The following is an 18,762-nucleotide window of genomic DNA, read 5'->3' as shown; positions in this document are numbered from 1 at the left end:
TGCTCGCGTGCGTTCGCGAGGGCACCGTCGTGGCTGGTCGCGCAGTTCCCCGCGCCCCTTAAGGCTGTCGCGCAGTTCCCCGCGCCCCTTGAGGTAGCCGGTGGCTCGTGTACGGCTTTTCTGCGGGTCGCGTGTGGCTGGTCGCGCAGTTCCCCGCGCCCCTTAAGGCTGTCGCGCAGTTCCCCGCGCCCGTAAAAGCTGTCGCGGGGTTCTCTGTGCCCCTGGAATGTTGGTGTCACTCGCCCTTTGCTGCCGTGAGTCCCTGGATCCGACCGAGCATCTTCACCTGGGGGCGGCCCGCGCCCTTCCTCGGGTTCAGCACCACCTCGTTGGAGACGAACTCCATCGTCAGCGACTGCTTGATCTCCCCGGTGGTCAGAGCCAGCACGTCGTCGTTGGGAACGGGCACCTCCGCCCCCGCCGCGGCCGTCTGCTTCTCGTAGTGGTGCGTACTGAAGAAGACCAGGGCGCCGCCGTCGGCCGTGCGCAGCGCGAGCGGGGCGTAGTCGCCCCGGGACAGCGGCTCGTCGATGTACTGCCGGACGAGACCGGGCCGCCTGGCGTTCCGCTCGCGCAGGTCGCGCCAGTCGGAGGTGTGCGTGCCCTCGGCGAAGGCGGTGCCGCCCTCCTTCAGGTAGGTCGCATACCCCTGGCTCAAGTCCGCGGGGGCGACGGCCAGTTCGGGTGAGTCGGCCGGGACGGCCTCGACATGGCCGTCCTCGTCCTTCTTGAACCGCGGCACGTCACCGGGCGCGACGAGCGTCAGATACGCGACCTCCCAGGGCGCGTCCCGGCGGTCACGTGTGAACACCAGCAGCCAGCGGGCGTCGCCGCCCTTGTTGCCCCTGGCGTCGGCGAGGAACCAGCGCGGCCAGCCGGGCTTCTCCACGACCGTGAACTTCGCGTCCGTCAGCTCCAGCGGGGTGTGCGCCGGGTTCCCGTCGGGGTGGTTGGCGCGGCCCGCCTTCAGCCGGGCCCCGTCGATGTCGGCGAGCGCGCCGGTGACATGCCCGGCGTCCAGGGAGCTGTCGTAGGTCTTGTCGGCGGCGTTGTACGCGGTGGTGAACTCCTGAAGGGCCTTGGCGGCCTCGGCGGCGGTGGCCGCGGGGAGGACTTCGCGCTCCCCGTGCACCACCACACATCCGTTCGCCGTGAACGACAGAACGGCCAGCACGGCCGCCGCTGTCAGGCCCCTGCGGTCACGCCTGCGAAGTCTCAGACGGCTGCGATCCCTGGTCATCGGGCTCCTTCACCTTCCCCTTCCCGGAGGCGAACCCTACCGGGGCGAGGAACAGCGCGAGCGTCGGGATCAGGTACAGCAGCCACACCGTGACCTGGAGAACGGTCGGTTCGGGCTGGAAGTTGAACACGCCCTTGAGCAGCGTGCCGTACCAGCTGTCCGGCGGGATCGTGCCGCTGATGTCGAAGGCCTTGCTGGTCAGACCCGGTAGGAAGTCTGCCTCCTGGAGGTCGTGCACGCCGTACGCCAGCACGCCCGCCGCGACGACGACGAGCATGCCGCCGGTCCAGGTGAAGAACTTCGCCAGGTTGATGCGCAGGGCGCCCCGGTAGAACAGCCAGCCCAGCAACACCGCGGTGGCCAGGCCCAGTCCGGCGCCGACCAGCGGGCGCGGGGAGCCGTCACCGGCCGCGCGCACCGACGTCCACACGAACAGGGCGGTCTCCAGGCCCTCCCGGCCGACGGCGAGGAAGGCGGTGGCGACCAGCGCGGCCGTGCCCATCTGGAGGGCGGAGTCGAGCTTGCCGTGCAGCTCCGCCTTGAGGTGCCGGGCGGTGCGCCGCATCCAGAAGACCATCCAGGTCACCAGGCCGACCGCGACGATCGACAGCGAGCCGCCGAGCATCTCCTGCGCCTCGAACGTCAGCTCCTGGGAGCCGAATTCGAGGGCGCAGCCGAAGCCGAGGGCGAGCGCGACCGCGACGCCGATGCCGGCCCAGATGGGCCTGAGGGCGTCGCGCCGGCCGGTCTTGACCAGGTAGGCGATCAGGATGCAGACGACGAGGCTGGCCTCCAGGCCCTCCCGCAGGCCGATCAGGTAGTTGGAGAACACCGCTCACGCCTCCTTGGCGAACAGCGTGCGTCCCCACCAGTCGTCCTTGTCGCGGACGCCGGGCGGGACGGCGAAGACCGCCGAACCCACGTGCTGGATGTACTCGTTGAGGGCGTCCGTGGCGAGGTTGCGCTGGACCGGGATGAAGCCCTTGCGGACGTCCCGCTGGTAGGCGAGGAAGAACAGGCCCGCGTCCAGGCGGCCGAGGCCGTCGGTGCCGTCGGTGAAGGAGTAGCCGCGGCGCAGGAGGGTCGCCCCGCTGTTGGCGTCGGGGTGGGCGAGCCGTACGTGCGCGTCGGGCTTCATGGCCTTCAGGAACGGCTCGTCGCGCTCCTTGGCCTTGCCGACCGGGGCGCCCTCGCCCTTGTCGCGGCCGAAGATGTCCTCCTGCTCCTGGAGCGAGGTGCGGTCCCAGGTCTCGATGTGCATCCGGATGCGCCGGGCGACGAGGTAGGACCCGCCGGTCATCCAGTCGCTGCCGTCCTTGGGGCCGACCCAGACCAGCTTCTCCAGGCGGTCGGTCTCGGTGCCCGCGATGTTGCGGGTGCCGTCCTTGAAGCCCATGAGGTTGCGCGGGGTCTGCGCCTCGGGCGTGGTGGAGGAGGTCTTGCCGAAGCCGAGCTGGGACCACTTGACGACGACCTTGCCGAAGCCGATGCGGGCGAGGTTGCGCACCGCGTGCACGGCGACCTGGGGGTCGTCCGCGCAGGCCTGGATGCACAGGTCGCCGCCGCTGCGGTTCTTGTCGAGGTTGTCGCCCGCGAACTTCGGCAGGTCGACCAGGGCCTCGGGGCGCAGGCCGGTGAGGCCGAACTTCTCGAACAGCGACGGGCCGAAGCCGATCGTGAGGGTCAGCCGGGAGGGCTTGAGGCCGAGGGCCTCGCCGGTGTCGTCCGGCGGCGCCTCGGGCAGGCCGCCGAAGCCGCCCTCGCCCACGGGCTGTCCGGCGGTCATCCGGCGGGCGGCCTCGGTCCAGTCCTTGAGCAGCTGGACGAACTCCGCGCGGTCCTCGGTGGTGACGTCGAAGGCCGCGAAGTGCAGACGGTCCTGCACCGGGGTGGAGATACCGGCCTGGTGGGCGCCGTGGAAGGCGATCGCGGCGCCCGCCTCGGCGGCCGGCTGCGCGTCGTCGCCGGCGTCACCGCCGCGGGCCATGGCGACCGCGCCGCCGGCCGCGGCCGCGCCGAGCGCGAGGCCCGCGCCGCCCCAGCCGAGCAGCGAACGCCGGGAGGGCGTGGCGCGGGTGCCGTCGTCGCCGGTCGCCGGGTCGTCCGTGCCGGCCGTGGCGGTCGCAGAGGTGTCCTTGTCGGTCATGTCCGTTTGTCCCTTGCTCACTTGACGACGACGGCGGCGGCGAGCTGGGAGAGCGGCTCGGCGAGCGCGTTCACGGCGTCCGACAGCTCCTTGCGGTCGGCCTTGCCGACCTTGTCGTACGAGGTGAACTCGTACGAGTCCTTCTTCGCGCGGTACTTGTCGAGCAGGGTGTTCAGCGCGGCGAACTGCTTGTCCAGTTCGGCGGTGAGCTTCGCGTCGTTCTCCTGGGCGACCGCCTTGAGGAGCGCGTAGGACTTCTCGGCGCCCTCGACGTTGGCCTTGAAGTCGACCAGGTCGGTGTGCGAGTAGCGCTCCTCCTCGCCGGTGACCTTGCCGGTGGCGACCTCGTCGAGCAGTTCCTTGGCGCCGTTGGCCATGGAGGTCGGGGTGATCTCGGCCTTGCCGACCCGGTTCTGCCAGTCCTTCAGGTCCTTGACGAGCAGGTCGGCGAGCTCCTTCTCACGGTCGCCGATCTTCTTGTCCTGCCACAGGGCCTTCTCCAGGCGGTGCCAGCCGGTCCAGTCGGTGGCCGGGTCCTGGCCGTCCTCCAGGCCGTCCTCGCGCACGTCGACCTTGGGGTCGATGTCACCGAAGGACTCGGCGACCGGCTCGGTGCGCTCCCAGCCGATGCGGGAGGCGGCGTAGGCGGCCTGGGCGGCCTTCAGGTCGCCGTCCTTGACGGCCTGGGCGAACTTCTCGGCGAGCGGCAGCGTCTCGTCGGCCTGGGCCTGGACGTAGGCGCGGTACTCGGCCACGGCCTTGTCCAGGCGCGGGTCGCGCTCGGCGGCGGCGTTCCCGCCGGTGGCCTTGATGGACTGGCGGATGCCGTCGCCCTTCATGCCGGGCTTGCAGGCGATCTGGTAGTCGCCGGCCTTCACCTCGGCGGTGACCCGCTGCTTGGTGCCGGGGCCGATGTTCTCGCGCTCGGTCACCACACGGTCGTCCGGGAAGAGGACGTAGACCTCGGTGACCTTCGAGCCCTTGTTCTCGATGGCGAGTTCGAGGTGCCCGGCGGGCACCTCCTTCTTCGACACCTCGCACTTGTCGTCGGTGGCGGTCACGTTGATGACGTGGTCCGAGCTCTCGCCGCCCTTGCTCTTCTCCGTGCACCCCGTAACGGCGGTCAGAGCTGCCGCGGTGGCGGCGGCGGTCACGACGGTGAGGCGGGCGGCACGCATACGGACTCCAGACAAGCGGCGGAAAAACGACGTGACCCACGCCACATGGTGTGGGTAGGCTCACCTAACTTATCTGAGGCTTACCTGCGTGATACCCATGCGTGCGGTGATTCAGCTCTCATAGACGGTGTACGAGCACGGGCCGATCACGGTGACTCAAACCGGTTGCCATGAGGAGGTCAAGGTAAGGCAAAGGGGCGAGTTGGCAAGGGCCACCAGGGAATCGCTGCCCGGGCTCGTGCTGGACGTGACGGGCCGCCCCGGACCACCGCCGCTGCGCTTCGAGACCGACGGGCGCGGCGGGATCGCCCTGCGCCAGGGCGACCGGCCCGTCCTGCTGGGCCGCTACGACGGCGACCACTGCTGCCGCGAACTGGATCCGCACCGCCTGCCCGGCTACCGCTCCCCGCTGCCGCCCCTGCGCGCCGCCTGGCAGCGGTCCCGTGGCCCCGACCGGTCCCACTGGTACGCCCGCCGGCTGGAGGACGCCCCGCGGTCCCCGCTGCACGACGGGCGGTGGCAGCTCGCCGAGCGTCCCTCCCTCGCCCCCGGCGTCTGGACCGAGGACTTCGTGAGGGACCGGCCCGGGGCCCGGCTGGAGCTCCTGTGCGGCGGAGGATGGCACGGCGTCCTGCCCCTGCGGCGGCTCTCGCCGCCCGACGCGCCCAGGGTCAAGGCGTACCGCAAGCACGCCCGCGACGGCACCCTCGCCCCGGTCCTGCTGTGGCGGGTGTCCCCGCTCGACGGCTGGGTCCTCCTCGACGGCCACGACCGGGCCGTCGCCGCGCTCGCCGAGGGCCGGGAACCGGCGTCCGTGGAGCTGATCCGGCTCCGCGCCGAAGAGGCATGGAGGCGGACCGCCGCGGAGATCACCGAGGCGTACGAGGAGTGGACGGCCCGCCCGGGTTCGTACCCGCACCGGTCCGCGGACCGGGAGCGCGGCCACGGGGCCGTACTCGCCTCCCTGCCCTACGACGAGGACCGCACCCCGCTGTGGCCCGGTCCGGTGGTTCAATTCCCCGGTGACTGACTACGACGTGCTGCGCGTCTTCTGCGCGCCGAACGGCGGATACGGCAACGAGCTGGGCGTCGTCCGCGAAGGCTCCACGATCCCCGAGCGCGAGGACCGCCAGACGTTCGCCGCCAAACTCGGCTTCAGCGAGACCGTGTTCGTCGACGACCCCGAGCGCGGTGTCGTCGACATCTACACGCCCACGCTGCGGCTGCCGTTCGCCGGTTATCCCTGCGTGGGCGCCGCCTGGCTGCTGGACGTGCCCGAACTGATCACCCCTGCCGGGCAGGTGGGCGCCCGGCAGGACGGCGAGTTCAGCTGGATCGAGGCCCGCGCGGAGTGGGCCCCGCCGCGGACCCTGCGTCAGTACGCCTCGGCCGCCGAGGTGGACGCCCTGCCGATCCCGCCCAAGGGCGAGTGGATCTACGCCTGGGCCTGGGAGGACGAGGCGGCGGGCCGGATCCGTGCCCGTGGCTTCCCCGGCCGCGACGACGGCATCCACGAGGACGAGGCGACCGGCGCGGCCGCCCTGCTCCTCACCGCGCGACTGGGCCGCGCCCTGAACATCACCCAGGGCGCGGGCTCCCAGATCCTCACCGCACCCCAGCCGTACGACTGGGTGGAAATCGGCGGCCGAGTCGTCCTGGAGCGCTAGCGCCGGGGCCCCCGGAGAACGCGGGTTCTGAAGCGCGGCGCCCTCGGTGCGCGGCAACCCATGACGCGCTTGGGGGCACGGGGAACTGCACGAGGGCGCCGCGCGAGCTTACGGGGCGGGGCGCGGCGGTTCAGGGGCGCGGGGAACTGCGCGACGAGCCGCGACGGCGCCGCGCGGGCTCACGGGCAAGGGGCGATGGCGCCGCGCGGCCTCACAGGGCAAACCGCGCACGGCGGTGCTCAGGCACTGAGCGGGTACTCCTCGCCCAACGCCCTGAACACCGCCGTATTCAAAGCGAAAGCGTCCCGGCACTCGGCCACGATCCGCAACCGCTCCAACTCGTCCGCGGCGACACAATCCAACCGCTCGCGATAGCCCCGCTTGAAGGCGGCGGGGTTGGCGATCTCCTCGAAGACGTAGAACCGCACCCCGTCGCCCTTGCGCGCGAACCCCCACGCCCGCTCGGCCCGGTCCCGGATGATCTGCCCGCCCGAGAGGTCACCGAGGTAGCGGGTGTAGTGATGGGCGACATAACCGCCGGGCCACCGCTCGGCGCACTCGCGCACCCGGTCCGCGTACGCGCGCGTGGCCGGCAGCGCGCTCAGCGTGGACCGCCAGCCGGACCCGCGCAGATGCTCCAGATCCCGCTCCAGCGCCCCCAGCCGGAACAGCTCCGGCCGGACGAACGGCCCCGCGACGGGGTCGGCCGCGAGCCGCCCGACCTCGGCCTCCAGCGCCTCGTACACGAACCACAGCTGCTCGGTGTAGCGGGCGTAGGCGTCGACGCCCAGCCGGCCGCCCAGCAGGTCGCTCATGAACGTCGAGGTCTCCGCCTCCGTGTGCTGCTCGTGGGACGCGGTCCTGATCACGGTCGAGAAGGAGTCCATACGTCCATCCTTCTAGGTTAGGGTTGCCTAAGTCAATAGGTTGCCGACGGCCTGTCGGTAAGACGCTACAAGAGAAAACCCGCCCTCACCAGGGGAAACAGGTGAGGACGGGTCATCGGCCCCGGTCACGGCAGGGTGAGGATCTCCGTACCCGACTCGGTGACCACCAGCGTGTGCTCGAACTGCGCCGTGCGCTTGCGGTCCTTGGTCACGACCGTCCAGCCGTCGTCCCACATCTCGTACTCGTGGGTGCCGAGCGTCAGCATCGGCTCGATCGTGAACGTCATCCCCGGCTGGATCACGGTCGTCGCGTGCGGGCTGTCGTAGTGCGGGACGATCAGGCCCGAGTGGAACGACGAGTTGATCCCGTGCCCGGTGAAGTCCCGGACCACGCCGTAGCCGAAGCGCTTGGCGTACGACTCGATGACACGGCCGATGACATTGATCTGGCGCCCCGGCTTGACCGCCTTGATCGCGCGGGTGAGCGACTCGCGGGTGCGCTCCACCAGCAGCCGGCTCTCCTCGTCGACGTCACCCACCAGGTAGGTGGCGTTGTTGTCGCCGTGCACCCCGCCGATGTACGCCGTGACGTCCAGGTTGACGATGTCGCCGTCGCGCAGGACGGTCGAGTCCGGGATGCCGTGGCAGATGACCTCGTTGACGCTGGTGCACAGCGACTTGGGGAAGCCGCGGTAGCCCAGCGTGGAGGGGTAGGCGCCGTGGTCGCACAGATAGTCGTGCGCCACCTTGTCCAGCTCGTCCGTGGTGACACCCGGCGCGATGATCTTCGCGGCCTCGGCCATCGCCCGCGCGGCGATCCGGCCCGCGAGGCGCATCGCCTCGACCGTCTCGGGAGTCTGCACCTCCGGGCCGGTGTACGGCGTGGGCGCCGGCTTGCCGACGTACTCGGGGCGCCGGATGTTTCCGGGTACGGAACGGGTGGGAGAGAGCTCCCCTGGTACGAGCAGCGACTGGCCAGACATGCCAGCGAGTCTAAGACAGCGGTCATGGGGGACCATGTCCGTGGCGAAAGGAGCCGGTCATGGCCCTGTTCAAGAAGCGCACCGTCGGCAAGCCGGGCGAGTGGTACTACTGCCTGGAGCACAAGAAGGTCGAGGAGGGGCCCGAGTGCCCCAACAAGGACCGCTTCGGCCCGTACGCCACCCGCGCGGAGGCCGAGCAGGCGATGGCGACAGCCCGTGAGCGCAACCTGGAGTGGGAGAACGACCCGCGCTGGCACGACGCGCCCACGCCGGGACCGGGCCCGGACGAGGACTGACCGCCCGATCGCGGGGCCGCCCGGCGCCCCAGGTCCCGACCCCTGTGCAGTCGGCTCGGCCGGACTCTGGCCCGGGACCGGCCCACCGCGTCGCGCCCCCTTGCGGCGGCGTGGGCCGGTCCGGGGTCCGCGGCCGGTTCTCCCTCTCGCGGAGCGTCCTCGCGACGGTCAGGCCTCCGCTTTTGCCTCCGCCTCCGCCTTCGCCTGCGTCTCGCGGCGCGCTTGCGCGGCCTTCTGCCGCTGCTCGCGCACCCGGGCCGCGTGCACGTCGGTGCGGGCGTCGTACGTCATCAGCTTCGGCAGGCACAGCGCCAGCAGGCCCACCCCGCCCGCGCACAGCAGCCCGCCGGACCAGACCGACGCCCGCACACCCCACCACGCGGCGAAACCGCCCGACCTGACCTGGCCGAGCGTCGGCCCGACCGAGTACGACAGCAGCTCGATCCCGGCGAGCCGGCCGCGCAGCTCGTCGGGGATCGTCTGGTTCCACATCACCCCGCGGAAGATCCCGCTGACCATGTCGCAGCCGCCGGCGACAGCCAGGAACAGCAGCACCAGCCACACGTTGCCGCAGACGCCCGCCGCCGCGATCGCGAGGCCCCACAGCGCGGCCGCGAGCACCACCATCCGCCCGTGCCGGTGGATCCGCGCGCTCCAGCCGCTGGTCACGCTCACCAGCAGCGAGCCGAGCGGCACCGCCGCGTACATCAGCCCCAGCGCCCACTCGGCGTCCAGGTCGTCCGCGAGGAACGGCAGCACGGCCAGCGGCATCGCCAGGAACATCGCCGCGAGGTCGACGGCGTAGGTGCCGAGCAGTTCCTTGCGGCTCCAGGCGTACCGGGCGCCCTCGGCGATGGCCTTCAGCGAGGGCCGGGCCGCCTCGTGGGCGGCGGGGGAGGAGGCGAGGGGGACGATCAGCGCGACCGACACGACGAAGGTGAGCAGGTCCGCCGCGTACGCCCAGCCCAGTCCCGCGTACGCCACGACCACACCTGCCAGGGCCGGGCCCGCGACCCCGCCGACGGTCCACCGCAGCGAGTTCAGCGAGGCGGCGGCGGGCAGGTGCTCGTGCGCCACGATCCTGGGCCACAGCGAGTCCAGCGCGGGACGCTGAACGGAGCCCAGCGCGGAGGACAGCGCGGCGACGAGATACAGCGGCCAGACGGCCGGCTCCGGCAGCAGCGCGTTGACCAGCAGGACCGCGCTCAGCAGCCCCTGCCCGGCCTCGGACCACAGGATCAGGCCCCGCTTGTCGAGCGCGTCGGCCAGCGCCCCGCCGTAGAGCCCGAACACGATCAGCGGGATCAGCTCCACGGCCCCGATCGCCCCGACCGCGGCTGCGGAACCCGTCAACTCCTTGATCTGCACGGGCAGCGCGACGAACGTCAGAAAACTGCCGAAGTTCGAGATCGCCCCCGACACCCACAGCAGCCGGAAGTCCCGGGAGGCCCGCCAGGGGGACAGATCGGGAAGCAGTCCGCGCCGGCGGGAGGGGGAATCGGGGGAGTCGTCGGTCACGACGGGCCATGCTCGACGGCACACCGGACCAGCGCAAGCGAGTTTCCCCGCCCGGGGCCGGGGCGAGTTCCGGCAGCAGCGGCTTCCCGGCGCGCCGCCGAGCGGCGGGCCTTGGCGATCTCGCTTCCCGCGCCCCCGCAACAGGGGCGCGGGGAACTGCGCAACCAGGTCCGCGCAACCCGCACCCCCCCCGGCGCACGCCCGCCGCAGAAGGGGCGCGGGGAACTGCGCGAGCAAGTCCGCGCAACCCGCACCTGCCCCCCGGCCCACGCCCGCTGCAGAGGGGGCGCGGGGAACTGCGCAAAGTCCCCACGGCCCGCACCTGCCCCCGGCGCACGCCCGCCGCAGAAGGGGCGCGGGGAACTGCGCAAAGTCCCCACGGCCCGCACCCGTCCCACAGCCCGCGCCCGCCCGAGGGGCGCGGGGAACTGCGCAACCAGGTCAGCGCAACCCGCACCCGCCCCCCGGCCCACGCCCGCCGCGGAAGGGGCGCGGGGAACTGCGCAAAAGGCCCCACTACCCGCACCGCCCCCACACGCGAGCCGTACTCCCCCAACCCACCCGCCGCTTCGCCCCGCCCCCGCCTCACCACCCCGCCGGCGGCGGTGCCGTCAGCGCGTCCGCCAGGCGGGACAGGCGGTCCCGAAACCGCCGCCGACCCCGCTGGGACGGCACCACGTTCTCGCCCGCCGCCGCGCTGACCAGGTGCTGGACGCTGTCCAGGTCCAGCTCGGCGCCCCGCGGCACGGGCAGCGACTCATGGGACATGGCGTCCAGCTCCCGCCCCGAGCCCAGGGCCAGAACGGTCGCGCCCGCCCGCCGCGCCCCGTGCACCCGCTCCAGCAGGGCCGCGTCCTCGTCCGGGGCGACCACCAGCAGCGTCTCGCCCCGCCGGGCCGCCTCGATCCGGCCCAGCCCGACGGCGAGATGGGCCGGATCGGAAGGGCGCGCGGCATGACGGACGAGTGTCGGGGCCAGCTCGGGGGTGCCCGACCAGGCGGCCTCGTCCACCAGATGCGCGGCGAGGTGCCACGGCTCGTGGCGCTCCGTACCGACCAGCAGCAGCCCGCCCCCGTGCGACACCACCGACCCGCGCAGCACCCCGGCGAACCGGCGGGTGGCGGCGGGCCACTCCGTCCCGGCGAGCACCTCGCGCAGCAGCGCGACCCGTACGGCGTCCATGAGGCCGCATCCTGCCCCAACGACCCGGCCCGGACCGCCGGTTCGCCATGATTTCGCCCGAACCGGGCACACCCCGCGGCCGCCCCCGGCGGTCTCGCTCCCCTGACCGGCCGGGAGCCGCGGCCACGGACGTAGAGTCGGCCCATGACCTCTAGCGACAGTGCTGCACAGAAGGCCCCCGCCAAGGACCCCTGGGACCTGCCCGACGTCTCCGGGCTCGTCGTCGGCGTGCTCGGCGGGACCGGCCCGCAGGGCAAGGGCCTGGCCTACCGGCTCGCGCAGGCCGGCCAGAAGGTGATCATCGGCTCCCGGGCCGCCGAGCGCGCCCGCGCGGCCGCCGAGGAACTCGGCCTCGGCATCGAGGGCGCCGACAACGCCGAGACCGCCCGCCGCAGCGACATCGTCATCGTCGCCGTGCCGTGGGACGGCCACGGCGCGACCCTGACCTCCCTGCGCGAGGAACTGGCCGGGAAGCTCGTCGTCGACTGCGTCAACCCGCTCGGCTTCGACAAGTTGGGCGCCTACGCCCTCAAGCCCGAGGAGGGCAGCGCCGCCGAGCAGGCCGCCGCCCTGCTGCCGGACTCCCGTGTCACCGCCGCCTTCCACCACCTGTCGGCCGTCCTGCTCCAGGACCCGAAGATCGAGCGCATCGACACCGACGTGATGGTCCTCGGCGAGGAGCGCGCCGACGTCGAGATCGTGCAGGCCCTGGCCGGCCGCATCCCCGGCATGCGCGGCGTCTTCTCCGGCCGGCTGCGCAACGCCCACCAGGTCGAGTCCCTGGTCGCCAACCTGATCTCCGTCAACCGCCGCTACAAGGCGCACGCGGGACTCCGCGTCACGGACGTATGAGCCGATGGGGGACACTGATGGACATCAGCAGTGTCCCCCGACAGGAGCCGACCCCCATGCCTCCCGTGCCCTCGCCCCGCCAGGCCCGGCGTCTCGCCCTCTACGCCCTGACCGTCTGCGTCCTCGCCGTGGCCGCGGCCGTCGTCTCCTTCGCGCAGGGCAGCTGGATCGGGATCGTCTGGGTGCTGCTCGCGGGTCTGTCGTCGAACATGACCTGGTACTACTTCAAGCGCCAGAAGACACGGTCGTCGGTCACGGGCTGACCGAGCACACCTCGGCCGTACCGCGCCAGAAGCGGTACAGGTCGTAGCCGCAGTACGTGTCGAAGTCGCTGATCCCGAGCCCTCGCAGGATCGCGTCGATCATGTCGAAGAACGCGCTGTTCGCCGAGGGGATCCACAGCAGCGCGAACACGATCAGCAGCCCGAAGGGCGCCAGCGGCTCCACCTGGCGCCGCACGTTGTACGACAGCCAGGGCTCGATCACGCCGTAGCCGTCCAGGCCCGGCACCGGCAGGAAGTTCAGGATCGCCGCGGTCACCTGGAGCAGCGCCAGGAACGCCAGCGCGAACCGGAAGTCCCGCGGCACGCCGTCCAGCGCGTCCAGCCAGAACGGTGCCGTGCACACCAGCGCGAACAGCACGTTCGTCAGCGGGCCCGCCGCCGAGATCAGACTGTGCCGCCAGCGGCCCCTGATCCGGCCGCGCTCGATGAACACCGCGCCACCGGGCAGACCGATCCCGCCCATGATCACGAACAGCACCGGCAGCACGATGCTCAGCAGCGCATGGGTGTACTTCAGAGGGTTCAGGGTCAGATAGCCCTTCGCGCCCACCGAGATGTCCCCGCTGTGCAGCGCGGTGCGCGCGTGCGCGTACTCGTGCAGGCACAGCGACACGATCCACGCCGCCGTCACGAACAGGAACACGGCGAGCCCCGGCTGCTCCGCGAACCCGGTCCAGGTGGCCCATCCGGTCACCGCCGTCACGGCCGCGATCCCGACGAAGACGGGACTGATCCTCCGGTCGCTGTGCCGGCTCGTGGCGGTCGTCATGGCGCGGGGCACCTCCGTACTCGGGCGACTGGCCTGCCCGACCGTACCTGTCGTACCGGGACAACGTAACGGGAACGGGGGAGGGTTCCTGAGAAGGAGGACCCCGGCCGGCGGCCCCAGGACCCCGGCCGGCGGCCCCCGCCGGAAAACCCCGTGCCGAGCCCCCCGGCCCACCGGAGAGAATGGACCCCGTGCGCTACCGCATCCTCGGCACCACCCAGGCGCTCCGCGCCGACGGCACCCCCGTCCCGGTCGGCGGGGCGCGGCTGCGTGCCCTGCTGACCGTGTTCGCCCTGCGCCCGGACCGGGTCGTACCGGCCGGACTGCTGGTGGAGGAGGTGTGGGAGGGCGACCCGCCCGCGAACGCCGCCGGCGCGCTCCAGGCGCTGGTGGGCCGGCTGCGCCGGGCTCTCGGCGCCGACGCGGTCGTCTCGGCCGACGGCGGCTACCGGCTCGCCGCCGCCCCCGACGACATCGACCTGCACCGCTTCGAGCGGCTCACCGGCGAGGGCCTGCGCGCCCTGGCCGACGGCGACCCCGGCAAGGCCACCGCCGTCCTCGACGACGCCCTCGCCCTGTGGCGCGACCCGGCCCTCGCCGACCTGCCCGACCGCACCGCGGAGGCGGCCCGCTGCGAGCAGCTGCACCTCGACGCCCGGCGCGCCCGGCTCACCGCCGCCCTCGCCCTCGGCCAGGCCGACCGGGCGCTGTCCGAGCTGACCGCCCTGTGCGACGCCCACCCCCTCGACGAGCCGCTCCAGGCGCTGCGTCTGCGCGCCCTGCGCGACACCGGCCGCACCGCCGAGGCCCTGGCCGCCTACGACACCGTGCGCCGGCTCCTCGCCGAGTCCCTCGGCTCCGACCCTGGGGCCGAACTGCGCGCCCTGCACAACGAGTTGCTGACCGCAGGGGAGCCGCCGCCGACGGCCCGGCCGCGCGGCAACCTGCGCGCCCGGCTGACCTCGTTCGTCGGCCGCGAGGACGACATCGCCGCGCTGCGCGAGGACCTGGCCGCCGCCCGGCTGGTCACCCTCCTCGGGCCCGGCGGGGCAGGCAAGACCCGGCTGTCGCAGGAGGTCGCCGAGGGCGTCACCGAGCTGGCGCCGCACGGGGTGTGGCTGGCGGAGCTGGCCCCGGTCGACGACCCGGCCGCGGTGCCCGAGGCCGTGCTCACCGCGATCGGCGCCCGCGAGACCGTCCTGTACGGCGCCGGCGCCGAGAGCATCCGGGCCGCGGTCTCCGACCACCACCACGACGACGCCGTCACCCGGCTCGCCGAGCACTGCGGCCGCCGCCGCATGCTGATCGTCCTCGACAACTGCGAGCACGTCGTCGACGCCGCCGCCCGGCTGGTGGCCGAGCTGCTGGCCCGCTGTCCCGGCCTGACCGTGCTGGCCACCAGCCGCGAGCCGCTCGGCGTGCCCGGCGAGCTGGTACGCCCGCTGGAGCCGCTGCCCGAGCCCTACGCGCTGCGGCTGCTCGCCGACCGCGGCGCGGCCGCCCGGCCCGGCTTCCGCCCCGACGAGGACCCGGAGGCCGCCGCCGAGATCTGCCGCCGCCTGGACGGCCTGCCCCTCGCCATCGAACTGGCCGCCGCCCGGCTGCGCATGCTCACCCTGCGGCAGATCGCCGACCGCCTCGACGACCGCTTCCGGCTGCTGACCACCGGCAGCCGCACCGTCCTGCCCCGCCAGCAGACCCTGCGAGCCGTCGTCGACTGGTCCTGGGACCTGCTGAACGCGGACGAACGCGAGGTCCTCGGCCGGCTGTCGGTGTTCGCCGGCGGCTGCGACCTCGCCGCCGCGGAGGCCGTGTGCGGGCCCGCGGCCCTCGACGAGCTCGGCCAGCTCGTCGACAAGTCCCTGGTGGTGGCGGCCCCTTCGGGCACCGGCGGGATGCGCTACCGGCTCCTGGAGACCGTCGCCGAGTACGCCCGCGAACGGCTGGCGGAGGCCGGGCAGCGGGCCGCCGCCGAGCGCGCCCACCTCACCCACTACCGCGAACTCGCCCGCACCACCGACCCGCTGCTGCGCGGCCCCGGCCAGCGCGCCGCCATCGGTCTGCTGGAGCTGGAGTACGAGAACCTGCGCACCGCCCTGCGGCACGCCGTCGCCGAACGCGACGAGCAGGAGGCGCTCAGCCTGGTGCTGTCGCTGGTCATGTACTGGCAGATGCGCGATCTGCGCCACGAGAGCCGCAACTGGTGCGCCGAGGTCATGACCCTGGGCCCCGACCCCTTCGCCGAGCCCCTGCGGCGGGCCGCCCCCGTGTGGGAACGCCTGACCTCCGCGCCGCCGCCGCTGACCGGGGAGGCCCTCACCGAGGCCCGGCGCGGAGTGCATCTGGCGCACCTGGCCTGCATGGAGACCGAGCTGCAGGCCTGGCAGACCCCTGAGGCCCAGGCCAAGATGCGGCTCATCGCCGGCGCCTACGAACCCGGCCAGCCGCAGACCTGCCGGGTGCCCGGCATTCTCTGGTTCTACGCGGTGATGCTGACCGGCGACATCGACCGCGTGTACGAGATCGTCGACGCCTGCGTGAACACCTGCCGCACCACCCCCGGCTTCGACTGGGAACTGGCCGTGAGCCTGCAGATGCGGGCCAACTTCCGCGCCAACCACAGCGCGTGGGCCGCCGACGCCGAGCGCGACGCCGAAGAGGCACTGGCGATCTTCCGCCGTATCGGCGACGACTGGGGCTACGCCGAGGCCCTCTCCGCGCGCGGCGAGGCCCGCGAGCGGCACGGCCGGTTCACCCTGGCCGCCGCCGACTACCAGGAGGCCCGCGGCTACGCCGAGCAGCTCGGCGCCCGCTCCCACACCGCGGTGCTGGCCTCCCGGCTCGGGGCCGCGCTGCTGGAGGCGGGGGAGACCGAGCGCGGCGAGCGGATCCTGCGCGAGGTGATCGCCGAGCACGAGGGCACGCTCAGCGAGGGCATGCCCGCCGCCCGGCTGTTCCTGGCCGGCTGGCTCGGCGTGACCGGCCGCACGGCCGAGGCGGGCGAGCAACTGCGGCTGTTGCGCGTGGAGTTCCAGCTGGCGCACTTCATCGTCTTCGACGCGTTCATCCTGGGCGCCGAGGCCTGGCTGGACGTGTGCGAGCACCGGTACGCGCAGGGCCTGGACAAGCTCCGCGAGGCGCTGCGGATGGCCGCCGACCCGCTGGCCCAGGCCATGCGGCCGAGCATGCGCTCGGCCTATCTGGGCGTCGCCGCGCTGGCCCTGGCCGAGCACGAGGAGGGCCGCCGGGCCAGCGACGCCGCCCGCTGCCTGGGCGCCGCCGACGCCGCGCTGCCGCCCGCGCACGTGCCCTCCCTGCTGGAACGCACCGGCCGCGAGCGCGCCGAGGCCGCCGTCCGGGCCGTACTGGACCCCGGCGCCTACGACACGGCGTACGCCGAGGGCGGCGGCCTCTCACCCGAGGAGGCCGCCGCCCTGCTGTGAGCGCTCGCGCTCAGGTCTTGGTGCGGAACTTGTGGATGGCGACCGGCGCCATCACCGCGGTGATCGCCACCGACCAGGCCACCGTCACCCACAGGTCGTGGGCGACCGGGCCGCCGATCATCAGCCCGCGGGCCGCGTCGGCGAGCGTGGACAGCGGGTTGTAGTCGGTGAAGGCCTGGAGCCAGCCCGGCATCGACTGGGTGGGCGCGAAGATCGACGAGCCGAACTGCAGCGGGAACAGCACCAGGAAGCCCATCGCCTGCACGGACTGGGCGTTCTTCAGCACGACACCCAGGGTGAGGAACACCCACATGATCGAGGAGGCGAACAGCGAGGCCAGTCCGACGGTCGCGAACACGCCCGGCCAGCTGGTGATCTCGAACCCGACCAGCACGGAGACCACCATCAGGATCGCCGTCGCGAACAGCATCCGCGCCAGCTCCACCGTGATCTTCGCGAACAGCACCGAGCCGCGCCCGATCGGCAGCGACCGGAAGCGGTCCATGACACCGCTGTTGAAGTCCTGGCTGAAGCCGGTGCCGACGCCCTGGGACAGCGTCATGCTCATCATCGCGACCATGCCGGGGATGACGTACTGCACGTACTGGTCCTGGCCGCCGCCCAGCGCCTGGCCGATCGAGCCGCCGAAGACGTAGACGAACAGCAGGGTGAAGACGATCGGCATCAGCAGCGCGTCGAACATCGACTCCGGGTCCTGCCGGATCCACAGCAGGTTGCGCCGGACCAGCGCGCCGGTGTGCCGCAGGTGCCCGCGCAGCGTGATGCGGGAGTCGACGGGCGAAGAGGCGGTGGCGGCGCTCATACGGCGACCTCCTGGAGGGCGTCGGGGGACTCGGTGGACAGCGGGATGCTCGCCCGCTCGCCGGTGAGGCTCAGGAAGACCTCGTCCAGGCTGGGAAGTTCGGTGGTGACGGAGGCGAGGGTGATGCCGAGCGCGACGGCGGCGCCGACCGCGGCGGTCAGCTGCTCGTCGCTGAGCACGGGCACCAGCACCGAGCCGTTGTGCGTGTCGACCTCGGTGGTCGCCAGGCCCGTGATGCCCAGCTCGTCCAGCGCGGAGGCGAGCTGCCGCACCCGCAGTGGGTCGGCCGGCCTGATCCGCAGCCGGCGCCCGCCGACCCTGGACTTCAGCTCGTCGATCGCGCCGCCGGCGATGACCCGGCCCCGGTCGACGACCGTCAGCTGCGAGGCGAGCTGCTCGGCCTCCTCCATGTACTGGGTGGTGAGCAGCACGGTCACGCCGTCGCCGACCATCGCCTTGACCTCGTCCCACACCTCGTTGCGGGTGCGCGGGTCCAGACCGGTGGTGGGCTCGTCCAGGTACAGCACGGCCGGGCGGCCGATCATCGACGCGGCCAGGTCCAGCCGCCGCCGCATACCGCCGGAGTACGTCGACGCCGGGCGCTTGGCGGCCTCCGTCAGCGAGAACCGCTCCAGCAGCTGGTCGGCACGGGTGCGGGCGTCCTTGCGGGACAGGTCCAGCAGCCGGCCGATCATGTAGAGGTTCTCCCAGCCGGGCAGCTTCTCGTCCACCGAGGCGTACTGCCCGGTCAGCCCGATCACCCGGCGCAGTTGCCGGGGCTGCCGTACGACGTCGTACCCGGCCACCGTCGCCTGCCCGGCGTCCGGGGCCAGCAGCGTCGACAGGATGCGCACGAGGGTGGTCTTGCCGGCGCCGTTCGGCCCGAGCACCCCCATCACGGTCCCCTCGCGCACGTCCAGGTCGACGCCGTCCAGCGCCTTCGTCTCGCCGTAGTGCTTCACCAGCCCCCGCACGGTGACGGCGGCGCCCGTTCCTCCGGGCCTGTTCTCGATTCGCGTCATGCCGATGACAGTGCCAGCGCCGACCGACAAACCACCGACAGACCGCCGACAGCCGCCCTACAGACGCCCCCTCCACAGGTCCGGCGCGCTCCCGCACCCCGTCCGACGTCCCCCTCCACCGGTCCGTCGTCCCCGGCGCCCCGCTCCGTCCCCCTCCACCGGTCCGGCGTCCCCGGCGCCCCGCTCCGTCCCCCGCACCCCGTCCGGCGTCCTCCCTCAGCCCGTCCGGCATCCCCCCGCACCCCGTCCGACGTCCCCTCTCAGCCCGTCCGACGCTTGAGGACGAGGCCGTTCAGGCCGACCCCCAGCCCGTCCGGCGTCCCTCTCCACCGGTCCGGCGCCCCCCGTCAGCCCGTCCGGCGTCCCCTCTCAGCCCGTCCGGCGTTTGAGGACGAGGCCGTTCAGGCCGACGGGGGTCCAGGGGGCGGAGCCCCCCGGGGGGTGCGCCACCACGGGAAAGGGGACAGCCCGT

The 18,762-nt window shown here is 72.9% G+C and carries 17 protein-coding genes; 6 read left to right on the top strand and 11 right to left on the bottom strand.

Going from position 1 to position 18,762, the window contains the following annotated elements; all coding sequences use genetic code 11:
- Positions 1 to 235 precede the first annotated feature (235 nt).
- Genes ABZZ79_RS13520 through efeO form a run of 4 tightly spaced genes read right to left on the bottom strand, consistent with a single transcriptional unit; the run spans position 236 to position 4,564 of the window.
- Positions 236 to 1,240, bottom strand: coding sequence for a hypothetical protein (locus tag ABZZ79_RS13520; protein ID WP_356689081.1), 1,005 nt, complete (start codon positions 1,238 to 1,240; stop codon positions 236 to 238).
- Positions 1,200 to 2,072: an iron uptake transporter permease EfeU gene (gene efeU / locus ABZZ79_RS13515; protein ID WP_356689080.1), complete on the bottom strand. Its 873-nt coding sequence runs from the start codon at positions 2,070 to 2,072 to the stop codon at positions 1,200 to 1,202. Before efeU ends, ABZZ79_RS13520 begins: the two co-directional genes overlap by 41 nt.
- 3 nt (positions 2,073 to 2,075) lie before the next feature.
- Positions 2,076 to 3,386 (bottom strand): iron uptake transporter deferrochelatase/peroxidase subunit, encoded by a 1,311-nt coding sequence (efeB, locus tag ABZZ79_RS13510; protein ID WP_356689079.1) that lies wholly within the window; start codon positions 3,384 to 3,386, stop codon positions 2,076 to 2,078.
- Positions 3,387 to 3,403: 17 nt separating this feature from the next.
- A complete protein-coding gene (gene efeO, locus ABZZ79_RS13505; protein ID WP_356689078.1) occupies positions 3,404 to 4,564 on the bottom strand; it encodes an iron uptake system protein EfeO in 1,161 nt (386 codons plus the stop codon).
- 202 nt (positions 4,565 to 4,766) lie between these two features.
- On the opposite strand from efeO, the gene ABZZ79_RS13500 reads away from it, so the two are divergent.
- Together ABZZ79_RS13500 and ABZZ79_RS13495 are read left to right on the top strand one after the other, a co-directional pair.
- Positions 4,767 to 5,594, top strand: a complete 828-nt coding sequence (locus ABZZ79_RS13500) for a hypothetical protein (protein ID WP_356689077.1) — start codon at positions 4,767 to 4,769, stop codon at positions 5,592 to 5,594.
- The gene (locus ABZZ79_RS13495; protein WP_356689076.1) at positions 5,587 to 6,231 is read left to right on the top strand and encodes a PhzF family phenazine biosynthesis protein; all 645 of its coding nucleotides are present in this window, start codon (positions 5,587 to 5,589) and stop codon (positions 6,229 to 6,231) included. The genes ABZZ79_RS13500 and ABZZ79_RS13495 overlap by 8 nt, the downstream gene beginning before the upstream one ends.
- A gap of 239 nt (positions 6,232 to 6,470) precedes the next feature.
- On the opposite strand, the gene ABZZ79_RS13490 is transcribed toward ABZZ79_RS13495, so the two are convergent.
- Positions 6,471 to 7,118: a biliverdin-producing heme oxygenase gene (locus ABZZ79_RS13490; protein WP_356689075.1), complete on the bottom strand. Its 648-nt coding sequence runs from the start codon at positions 7,116 to 7,118 to the stop codon at positions 6,471 to 6,473.
- Between the two features lie 125 nt (positions 7,119 to 7,243).
- Complete coding sequence (gene map / locus ABZZ79_RS13485) at positions 7,244 to 8,101, bottom strand: type I methionyl aminopeptidase (protein ID WP_356689074.1); 858 nt, start codon at positions 8,099 to 8,101, stop codon at positions 7,244 to 7,246.
- 59 nt (positions 8,102 to 8,160) lie between these two features.
- On the opposite strand from map, the gene ABZZ79_RS13480 reads away from it, so the two are divergent.
- Entirely contained in the window at positions 8,161 to 8,397 is a 237-nt protein-coding gene (locus tag ABZZ79_RS13480; RefSeq protein WP_356689073.1) for a hypothetical protein, read from the top strand.
- A 168-nt stretch (positions 8,398 to 8,565) separates the two neighbouring features.
- Here the strand turns inward: ABZZ79_RS13480 and ABZZ79_RS13475 are convergent, their stop codons facing one another.
- Both ABZZ79_RS13475 and ABZZ79_RS13470 read right to left on the bottom strand, forming a co-directional pair.
- A complete protein-coding gene (locus ABZZ79_RS13475) occupies positions 8,566 to 9,915 on the bottom strand; it encodes an MFS transporter (protein WP_356689072.1) in 1,350 nt (449 codons plus the stop codon).
- 585 nt (positions 9,916 to 10,500) lie between these two features.
- On the bottom strand, positions 10,501 to 11,097 hold the full coding sequence (locus ABZZ79_RS13470; protein WP_356689071.1) for a hypothetical protein: 597 nt from the start codon (positions 11,095 to 11,097) through the stop codon (positions 10,501 to 10,503).
- A 144-nt stretch (positions 11,098 to 11,241) separates the two neighbouring features.
- Here ABZZ79_RS13470 and npdG point away from each other — a divergent pair, with 144 nt between their 5' ends.
- Both npdG and ABZZ79_RS13460 read left to right on the top strand, forming a co-directional pair.
- A complete protein-coding gene (npdG, locus tag ABZZ79_RS13465) occupies positions 11,242 to 11,949 on the top strand; it encodes an NADPH-dependent F420 reductase (protein ID WP_356689070.1) in 708 nt (235 codons plus the stop codon).
- A 56-nt stretch (positions 11,950 to 12,005) separates the two neighbouring features.
- Positions 12,006 to 12,212 carry a hypothetical protein gene (locus ABZZ79_RS13460; RefSeq protein WP_356689069.1) on the top strand — a complete coding sequence of 69 codons (207 nt, stop codon included), beginning with the start codon at positions 12,006 to 12,008 and terminating at the stop codon, positions 12,210 to 12,212.
- Here ABZZ79_RS13460 and ABZZ79_RS13455 read toward each other — a convergent pair.
- Positions 12,202 to 13,002 carry a site-2 protease family protein gene (locus tag ABZZ79_RS13455; RefSeq protein WP_356689068.1) on the bottom strand — a complete coding sequence of 267 codons (801 nt, stop codon included), beginning with the start codon at positions 13,000 to 13,002 and terminating at the stop codon, positions 12,202 to 12,204. The genes ABZZ79_RS13460 and ABZZ79_RS13455 overlap by 11 nt on opposite strands.
- Before the next feature lie 182 nt (positions 13,003 to 13,184).
- On the opposite strand from ABZZ79_RS13455, the gene ABZZ79_RS13450 reads away from it, so the two are divergent.
- Complete coding sequence (locus ABZZ79_RS13450) at positions 13,185 to 16,445, top strand: BTAD domain-containing putative transcriptional regulator (protein WP_356689067.1); 3,261 nt, start codon at positions 13,185 to 13,187, stop codon at positions 16,443 to 16,445.
- 10 nt (positions 16,446 to 16,455) lie between these two features.
- Here the strand turns inward: ABZZ79_RS13450 and ABZZ79_RS13445 are convergent, their stop codons facing one another.
- Positions 16,456 to 17,268, bottom strand: a complete 813-nt coding sequence (locus ABZZ79_RS13445) for an ABC transporter permease (protein ID WP_356689066.1) — start codon at positions 17,266 to 17,268, stop codon at positions 16,456 to 16,458.
- A complete protein-coding gene (locus ABZZ79_RS13440; RefSeq protein ID WP_356689065.1) occupies positions 17,265 to 18,290 on the bottom strand; it encodes an ATP-binding cassette domain-containing protein in 1,026 nt (341 codons plus the stop codon). The genes ABZZ79_RS13445 and ABZZ79_RS13440 overlap by 4 nt, the downstream gene beginning before the upstream one ends.
- Between the last annotated feature and the right edge of the window lie 472 nt (positions 18,291 to 18,762).

The sequence above is a fragment of the Streptomyces sp. NPDC006458 genome (assembly GCF_040612135.1).
Lineage (GTDB): Bacteria > Actinomycetota > Actinomycetes > Streptomycetales > Streptomycetaceae > Streptomyces.
Note: the sequence above shows the minus strand (reverse complement) of the source record. Positions and strands in the feature narration are given on the sequence as shown.

Coding starts and splice junctions, on each gene's coding strand:
- ABZZ79_RS13520 (WP_356689081.1), bottom strand. CDS start 1,240: ATGACCAGGGATCGCAGCCGTCTGAGACTTCGCAGGCGTGACCGCAGG.
- efeB (WP_356689079.1), bottom strand. CDS start 3,386: ATGACCGACAAGGACACCTCTGCGACCGCCACGGCCGGCACGGACGAC.
- efeO (WP_356689078.1), bottom strand. CDS start 4,564: ATGCGTGCCGCCCGCCTCACCGTCGTGACCGCCGCCGCCACCGCGGCA.
- ABZZ79_RS13490 (WP_356689075.1), bottom strand. CDS start 7,118: ATGGACTCCTTCTCGACCGTGATCAGGACCGCGTCCCACGAGCAGCAC.
- map (WP_356689074.1), bottom strand. CDS start 8,101: ATGTCTGGCCAGTCGCTGCTCGTACCAGGGGAGCTCTCTCCCACCCGT.
- ABZZ79_RS13480 (WP_356689073.1), top strand. CDS start 8,161: ATGGCCCTGTTCAAGAAGCGCACCGTCGGCAAGCCGGGCGAGTGGTAC.
- ABZZ79_RS13470 (WP_356689071.1), bottom strand. CDS start 11,097: ATGGACGCCGTACGGGTCGCGCTGCTGCGCGAGGTGCTCGCCGGGACG.
- npdG (WP_356689070.1), top strand. CDS start 11,242: ATGACCTCTAGCGACAGTGCTGCACAGAAGGCCCCCGCCAAGGACCCC.
- ABZZ79_RS13460 (WP_356689069.1), top strand. CDS start 12,006: ATGCCTCCCGTGCCCTCGCCCCGCCAGGCCCGGCGTCTCGCCCTCTAC.
- ABZZ79_RS13455 (WP_356689068.1), bottom strand. CDS start 13,002: ATGACGACCGCCACGAGCCGGCACAGCGACCGGAGGATCAGTCCCGTC.
- ABZZ79_RS13450 (WP_356689067.1), top strand. CDS start 13,185: ATGGACCCCGTGCGCTACCGCATCCTCGGCACCACCCAGGCGCTCCGC.
- ABZZ79_RS13445 (WP_356689066.1), bottom strand. CDS start 17,268: ATGAGCGCCGCCACCGCCTCTTCGCCCGTCGACTCCCGCATCACGCTG.
- ABZZ79_RS13440 (WP_356689065.1), bottom strand. CDS start 18,290: ATGACGCGAATCGAGAACAGGCCCGGAGGAACGGGCGCCGCCGTCACC.